This is a genomic window from Burkholderia sp. KCJ3K979 (assembly GCF_016759955.1).
GTDB classification, from domain to species: domain Bacteria; phylum Pseudomonadota; class Gammaproteobacteria; order Burkholderiales; family Burkholderiaceae; genus Burkholderia; species Burkholderia orbicola.
The window spans coordinates 1-6,102 of the sequence record NZ_JACFYV010000309.1; the positions used below are offsets into that span (position 1 = coordinate 1).

Here is a 6,102-nt window from a genome sequence, read left to right on the forward strand (position 1 = left end):
GGGCGCCCGCCTCACGCGCCGCTCAGAACCGCATGCCGGCCGAGCAGCCGCCGGCGGCCGCGCCGTTGGTGGCTGCGCCGCCGCAGCCGAGTATGCCGCAGCCGGACAGCGCGACGCTCGCGGCGACGAGCAGCGCGGCGATCCTGCAACGCGACCAGCGTGACGGTTTCATCGGGTGTGTCCTCGTGCGGATGCGCGGGATGCGCTGGCTGCGCGGTGTCGCATGGCGGCGGGCCGCGCGTCGTGCGGGATCAACGGGATCACCGGCATCGCGCCAGCAGCCCTTCCAGCGCGCGGTCGGGGATGCCGCTCGCGCGCAGCGCGTCGACCGTGCGGCTCACGTAGTCGAGCGTCGTGCCGTAGCGGCCGGCCGCGCAGCCGAACACTTCCTTCACGACGGGGTCGGGCAGCTTGCCCGTATAGGTCGGCGCGTCGCGGCGCATCACGAACGCGAGCGCGTTCACGCGTTCGCCGGTCTCGAGCGAGCACGGCAGCCAAGCAGGCCGGTACGAGCCCATCGGCATCTCGCGTTTCCACAATGTCTCGAGATGCGGCTGCGCGGTCGGGCCGGCAAGCCGGAATGCGATGCCCGAGCACGAGCCGCCGCGATCGAGCGCGAGCACGAGGCCCGGCCGTTCGGGGGTGCCGCGGTTCACGCGCGACCACAGGTAGAGCCCGCGGTGATAGCCGTGCACCTTGCCGCGCACGGCGGCGACGGTCGGCAGGCCGGGGTTCCAGATCAGCGAGCCATAGCCGAACAGCCAGAGATCCTGCTGGCCGTCCCAGTCGCGCATCGTATGCGCGAGCGACGCCGCGAGCTCGTCTTCCGTCAGCAGACGGCCTTCGCCGATCGACGGCGGGTAGGCGGGCGGCAGCATCGCGGCGTTACGCATCGGGCGGACGGCTTACTGGTACGGGTTCGGGAAACCCAGTTTCGCGAGGATGTCGACTTCGAGCGCTTCCATTTCGGCCGCGTCCTCGTCGCTCGTCTCGTGGTCGTAGCCCTGCGCGTGCAGCGCGCCGTGCACCAGCAGGTGCGCGTAATGGGCCGCGAGCGGCTTGCCCTGGTCGTGCGCTTCCTTCTCGACCACCGGGCAGCACAGCACGAGGTCGCCGATCACGGTGCCGTCGGGCGCCGCGTCGTACGCGAAGGTCAGCACGTTGGTCGGATAGTCCTTGTGGCGGTAGCCGGCATTCAGCGTCCGGCCTTCGTTTTCGCCGACGAAGCGCACGGTGAGCTGCGCGCTCGCGAACAGCGCCGGCTCGATCCACTCGGCGATCAGCTTGCGCTTCGGCAGCGTCTTGCGCACGTCGCTCGTGATCTCGTCGCCGTACTGCACGGACAGGTCGAGCTCCAGCGCGCGCGGCTCGTCTTCGGGGTCGTCCTCGCGCGGCGCGAATTCGGCGCCGACGTGCAGCGTCACGCTGTCGTAGTGCTCGGGCTGCAGCGCGAGCTTCGCGCGCATCGCCGGATCGTTGTGCTGCGCGACGATCGCGACGGCCGCGTCGCCCGAGCTGCCCGACAGGTCGAACATCAGGCTGCGGCCGTCCGGGAAGTCGATCCGCAGCCCTTGTGCGTTGACGGTGCGGGCTTTGCCCTTCGCGTCGAACAGCGAAAGGCGGGGGGATTCGGGCGCGGCGGACGGGGCGCGGCCGGACTTGCGGGAACGGGAGGATTTCATGACGCGTACGGCGATTGGGACGCGTTGAGGATACACCAAACGGCCGATCGCGCCCGAATTCGGACCGGCTGCGTGCGGGCGAAAAAAAGCCCGGCGCGCCGTCTGGCGGGCCGGGCCGGGGCAGCGCGCAGGCGCCGCCGCTCAGCCGTCCTGGTGCTGCGCGTGGAATTCGTCGTACGCCTCGACGATGCGCGCGACGAGCGGATGGCGCACCACGTCCGCGCTTGTGAAGCGCGTGAGCGCGATGCCGCGCACGCCGCCGAGCACCTGCTGCGCCTCGACGAGGCCGCTCTTGTGGCCGCGCGGCAGGTCGACCTGGCTCGTGTCGCCGGTCACGACCGCCTTCGAGCCGAAGCCGATCCGCGTGAGGAACATCTTCATCTGCTCGGGCGTCGTGTTCTGCGCCTCGTCGAGGATGATGAACGCGTGGTTCAGCGTGCGGCCGCGCATGTACGCGAGCGGCGCGATCTCGATCATCTGGCGCTCGAACATCTTGGCCGTCTTGTCGAAGCCGAGCAGGTCGTACAGCGCGTCGTACAGCGGCCGCAGGTACGGGTCGACCTTCTGCGCGAGATCGCCCGGCAGGAAGCCGAGCCGCTCGCCGGCCTCGACGGCCGGGCGCGTCAGCACGATCCGCTTGACCTGGTCGCGCTCGAGCGCATCGACCGCGCACGCGACCGCGAGGTAGGTCTTGCCGGTGCCGGCCGGCCCGATGCCGAACGTCACGTCGTGCTGCAGGATCTGCTTCAGGTATTCGCGCTGGGCGGGCGTGCGGCCGCGCAGGTCGGCGCGCCGCGTATAGAGCTTCGGCCCCGGCTCTTCCTCCGGCTCGCTGGCGTCGAGCTGCGCGACGGGTTCGTCGAACGGATGATCGGGATCGCCGCGAAAGCGCACGTCGACCGTGTCCTGGCGGCCGTTGCCGGCCGTATGGCGCACTTCGACCAGCGCGAGCTGGATGTCGTCGACCGACAGCGGATCGCGCGCGCGGTTGTAGAAGTTTTCGAGCGCGGCGAGCGCGAGCTTGGCGCCGCGCCCGCGGATCGTGATCCGATGGCCGCGCCGCGCGAGCGTGACGTCGAGCGCCTGTTCGATCTGCCGCAGGTTCTCGTCGAGCGGGCCGCAGAGGTTGGCGAGGCGCGCGTTGTCATCGCGCGGGGCGGTGAATTCCAGTGCTTGGACGGTCTTCAAAGTAGCGTCGGGCTCCTCTCGGGCGTCAGTCGGTCAGTGGGTGGCCGTGCTCGCGTCGTCGCTGACGAGCACGAGCTCGCCGCGCAGCGAGTGCGGGTACGCATGGTTGATCTTCACGTCGATCATCTGGCCGATCAGGCGCGGGTGCGACGCGAGCGGCGCCGGGAAATTCACCACGCGGTTGTTCTCGGTGCGGCCCGCGAGCTCGTTCGGGTCCTTGCGCGACGGGCCCTCGACGAGGATCCGCTCGACCTTCCCCACCATCGACTGGCTGATGCGCGCGACGTTCTCCTCGATCGTCGCCTGCAGATGTTGCAGGCGTTTGAGCTTCACTTCGCGCGGCGTGTCGTCGGCGAGGTTCGCGGCCGGCGTGCCGGGGCGCGGGCTGTAGATGAACGAGAAGCTGGTGTCGTAGCCCATCTCGTGCACGAGCGCCATCATCTTGTCGAAATCGTCCTCGGTCTCGCCGGGGAAGCCGACGATCATGTCGGTCGACAGCGACAGGTCGGGGCGGATCGCGCGCAGCTTGCGGATCACCGACTTGTATTCGAGCACCGTGTAGCCGCGCTTCATCGCCATCAGGATGCGGTCGGAGCCGTGCTGGACCGGCAGGTGCAGGTGGCTCACGAGCTTCGGCACCTTCGCGTACGTGTCGATCAGGCGCTGCGTGAATTCCTTCGGATGCGACGTCGTGTAGCGGATCCGCTCGATGCCGGGGATGTCGGCGACGTATTCGATCAGCGTCGCGAAATCGGCGATGTCGGTCGAACCGGCCGTCAGCGCGCCGCGATAGGCGTTCACGTTCTGGCCGAGCAGCGTGACTTCGCGCACGCCCTGGTCGGCGAGGCCGGCCACTTCGGTCAGCACGTCGTCGAGCGGGCGCGACACTTCATCGCCGCGCGTGTACGGCACCACGCAGTAGCTGCAGTACTTCGAGCAGCCTTCCATGATCGACACGAACGCGCTCGGCCCCTCGACGCGCGCGGGCGGCAGATGGTCGAACTTCTCGATTTCGGGGAACGTGATGTCGACCTGCGCGCGGCCGCTCGCGCGGCGCGCGTCGATCATCTGCGGCAGGCGGTGCAAGGTTTGCGGGCCGAACACGAGGTCGACGTACGGCGCGCGCGACACGATCGACGCACCTTCCTGGCTCGCGACGCAGCCGCCGACGCCGATCAGCAGGCCCGGCTTCGCTTCCTTCAGCTCGCGCACGCGGCCGAGATCTGAGAACACCTTCTCCTGCGCCTTCTCGCGCACCGAGCACGTGTTGAACAGGATGATGTCCGCGTCTTCCGGCGTGTCGGTCTTTTCGAGGCCTTCGGCCGCATTGAGCACGTCCACCATCTTGTCCGAGTCGTACTCGTTCATCTGGCAGCCGAAGGTCTTTACGTAAACTTTCTTGGTCATGGGGATTCGCCGTTCGCAGTGGTTGACCTGGGGGCGTCGTCAAGGGTGAATCGGGGCGGCCTGGCGCGGCACGCGAATCGCGCGCATCGGGCAGGAAAGGCCGTCGGGAAAGCCTTCCATTATAGCTTTTCGTGCCACGACGGGCGGCCGGCCGGTTGCGGGCGCGCGACGCCGGCTCCAGGGTTCCGACCCCCCTAAGGAGCGGCCATCAATGGCACGCATTCAGCAGGTCGTCGAGCGCGGCTTCCTCGCGCGCGAAGCGCTCGGCGAGAAAGTCGAGCAGCACGCGCACGCGCGGCGCCATGTAGCGCTTGCTGTGATAGATCGCGTGCAGCGGCGCGTCGTGGTGCCGCCAGTCGGGCAGCAGCACGCGCAGCCGGCCCGCGCGGACGTCGTCGGCGATGTCCCACAGCGACTTCAGCGCGATGCCGTGGCCGCGCAGCGTCCATTCGCGCGTGAGGCCGCCGTCGTTGGTCTCGAACGCGGTCGACACCGGCACCGTGTGGATCTGCACTTCGTCGCCGCGCGTGAAATGCCAGGTGTTCATTGGGCCGGACGCGATCGTGATCACGTTGCACGGAAAGCGGGCCAGGTCGTGCGGATCGGCCGGCAGGCCATGGCGTTCGACGAACGACGGCGCCGCGCACAGCACGCGCCGGTTGGTCGCGAGCCGGCGGGCGATCAGCGCGCCGTCGGGCGGCGCGGCGAAGCGGATCGCGAGGTCGATCTCGTCCTGCCACAGGTTCGACGACGAATCGGACGCCGTCAGCGAGAACGTGACGCCCGGATGCAGCGTCGTGAATTCGTGGAGCCAGTCGAGCAACTGGTGGCGGCCGAAATCGGACGTCGACGACAGCCGCACCTTGCCGCTCACGACGTTGCGGCCTTCCTGCAGCATCGCATCCGCGTCGTCGAGCGCCTGCAGCGCCTGGCGGCAGCAGTTCAGGTACAGCTTGCCTTCGTCGGTGAGCCGCAATTGCCGCGTCGAGCGCTCGAACAGCCGCGTCGCGATCTTCGCCTCGAGTTTTGCAAGCCGCGCGCTCGCGGCGGCCGGCGTGAGGTTCAGCTTGCGCCCGGCGGCGGACAGGCTGCCCAGTTCCGCCGCCTCGACGAACAGCCGGATGTCGCCCAGTCGGTCCATGCGATTTTCCAGAAATTTTTGAAAATGGTTCAAATGCCACGCCAATTATCAAATATAGGCGTCTTCGGGACAATGCGCGCACATCCCGCTTTCTTGTGCGGTGCGGCACCGAACCGGCGCCGCGGCCGCCGCCTTCCGGAGAACGTCATGCCCATTCCGCTCCTGGCGCTCGCGATCAGCGCCTTCGCCATCGGCACCACCGAATTCATCATCATGGGTCTGCTGCCCGAAGTCGCGCACGACCTCGCCGTGTCGCTGCCGTCGGCCGGCCTGCTCGTCACCGGCTACGCGCTCGGCGTCGCGGTCGGCGCGCCGCTGCTCGCGGTGCTGACGAGCCGCATGCCGCGCAAGGCCGCGCTGCAGTTGCTGATGGGGATCTTCATCGTCGGCAACGTGCTGTGCGCGACCGCGTCCGGCTACGCGATGCTGATGGTCGCGCGCGTCGTCACGTCGTTCGCGCACGGCTCGTTCTTCGGCATCGGCGCGGTGGTCGCCGCGTCGCTCGTGCCGGCCGACAAGCGCGCGAGCGCGATCGCGCTGATGTTTACCGGACTCACGTTGTCGAACGTGCTCGGCGTGCCGTTCGGCACGTTCGTCGGCCAGTTGCTCGGCTGGCGCGCGTCGTTCTGGATCGTCGCCGCGCTCGGCGTGCTGGCGCTCGGCGGCGTGGCCGCGCTGGTGCCG

The 6,102-nt window shown here is 68.9% G+C and carries 7 protein-coding genes; 1 reads left to right on the top strand and 6 read right to left on the bottom strand.

From position 1 onward, the window contains the following. Positions 1-22: 22 nt before the first annotated feature. From H3O04_RS33285 to H3O04_RS33310, 6 genes are all read right to left on the bottom strand, one after another. Positions 23-172 carry a hypothetical protein gene (locus H3O04_RS33285; protein WP_171984331.1) on the bottom strand — a complete coding sequence of 50 codons (150 nt, stop codon included), beginning with the start codon at positions 170-172 and terminating at the stop codon, positions 23-25. 88 nt (positions 173-260) lie between these two features. Next, positions 261-893, bottom strand: a complete 633-nt coding sequence (locus H3O04_RS33290) for a gamma-glutamylcyclotransferase (RefSeq protein ID WP_027813077.1) — start codon at positions 891-893, stop codon at positions 261-263. Between the two features lie 12 nt (positions 894-905). Continuing rightward, entirely contained in the window at positions 906-1,682 is a 777-nt protein-coding gene (gene ybeY / locus H3O04_RS33295) for an rRNA maturation RNase YbeY (RefSeq protein WP_011546160.1), read from the bottom strand. Positions 1,683-1,823: 141 nt separating this feature from the next. Further along, positions 1,824-2,870: a PhoH family protein gene (locus H3O04_RS33300; protein ID WP_006477874.1), complete on the bottom strand. Its 1,047-nt coding sequence runs from the start codon at positions 2,868-2,870 to the stop codon at positions 1,824-1,826. Between the two features lie 33 nt (positions 2,871-2,903). Continuing rightward, the gene (gene miaB, locus H3O04_RS33305; protein ID WP_006477875.1) at positions 2,904-4,277 is read right to left on the bottom strand and encodes a tRNA (N6-isopentenyl adenosine(37)-C2)-methylthiotransferase MiaB; all 1,374 of its coding nucleotides are present in this window, start codon (positions 4,275-4,277) and stop codon (positions 2,904-2,906) included. A gap of 208 nt (positions 4,278-4,485) precedes the next feature. Beyond that, positions 4,486-5,418, bottom strand: coding sequence for a LysR family transcriptional regulator (locus H3O04_RS33310; protein ID WP_202589307.1), 933 nt, complete (start codon positions 5,416-5,418; stop codon positions 4,486-4,488). Positions 5,419-5,565: 147 nt separating this feature from the next. On the opposite strand from H3O04_RS33310, the gene H3O04_RS33315 reads away from it, so the two are divergent. Further along, positions 5,566-6,102 (top strand): MFS transporter (locus tag H3O04_RS33315; protein ID WP_202589308.1); only part of this gene is annotated, 537 nt, incomplete at its 3' end.

Bases quoted from the DNA above. Each gene is read 5' to 3' on its own strand.
- H3O04_RS33285 (WP_171984331.1), bottom strand. From the start codon at position 172: ATGAAACCGTCACGCTGGTCGCGTTGCAGGATCGCCGCGCTGCTCGTC.
- H3O04_RS33310 (WP_202589307.1), bottom strand. From the start codon at position 5,418: ATGGACCGACTGGGCGACATCCGGCTGTTCGTCGAGGCGGCGGAACTG.
- ybeY (WP_011546160.1), bottom strand. From the start codon at position 1,682: ATGAAATCCTCCCGTTCCCGCAAGTCCGGCCGCGCCCCGTCCGCCGCG.
- H3O04_RS33290 (WP_027813077.1), bottom strand. From the start codon at position 893: ATGCGTAACGCCGCGATGCTGCCGCCCGCCTACCCGCCGTCGATCGGC.
- miaB (WP_006477875.1), bottom strand. From the start codon at position 4,277: ATGACCAAGAAAGTTTACGTAAAGACCTTCGGCTGCCAGATGAACGAG.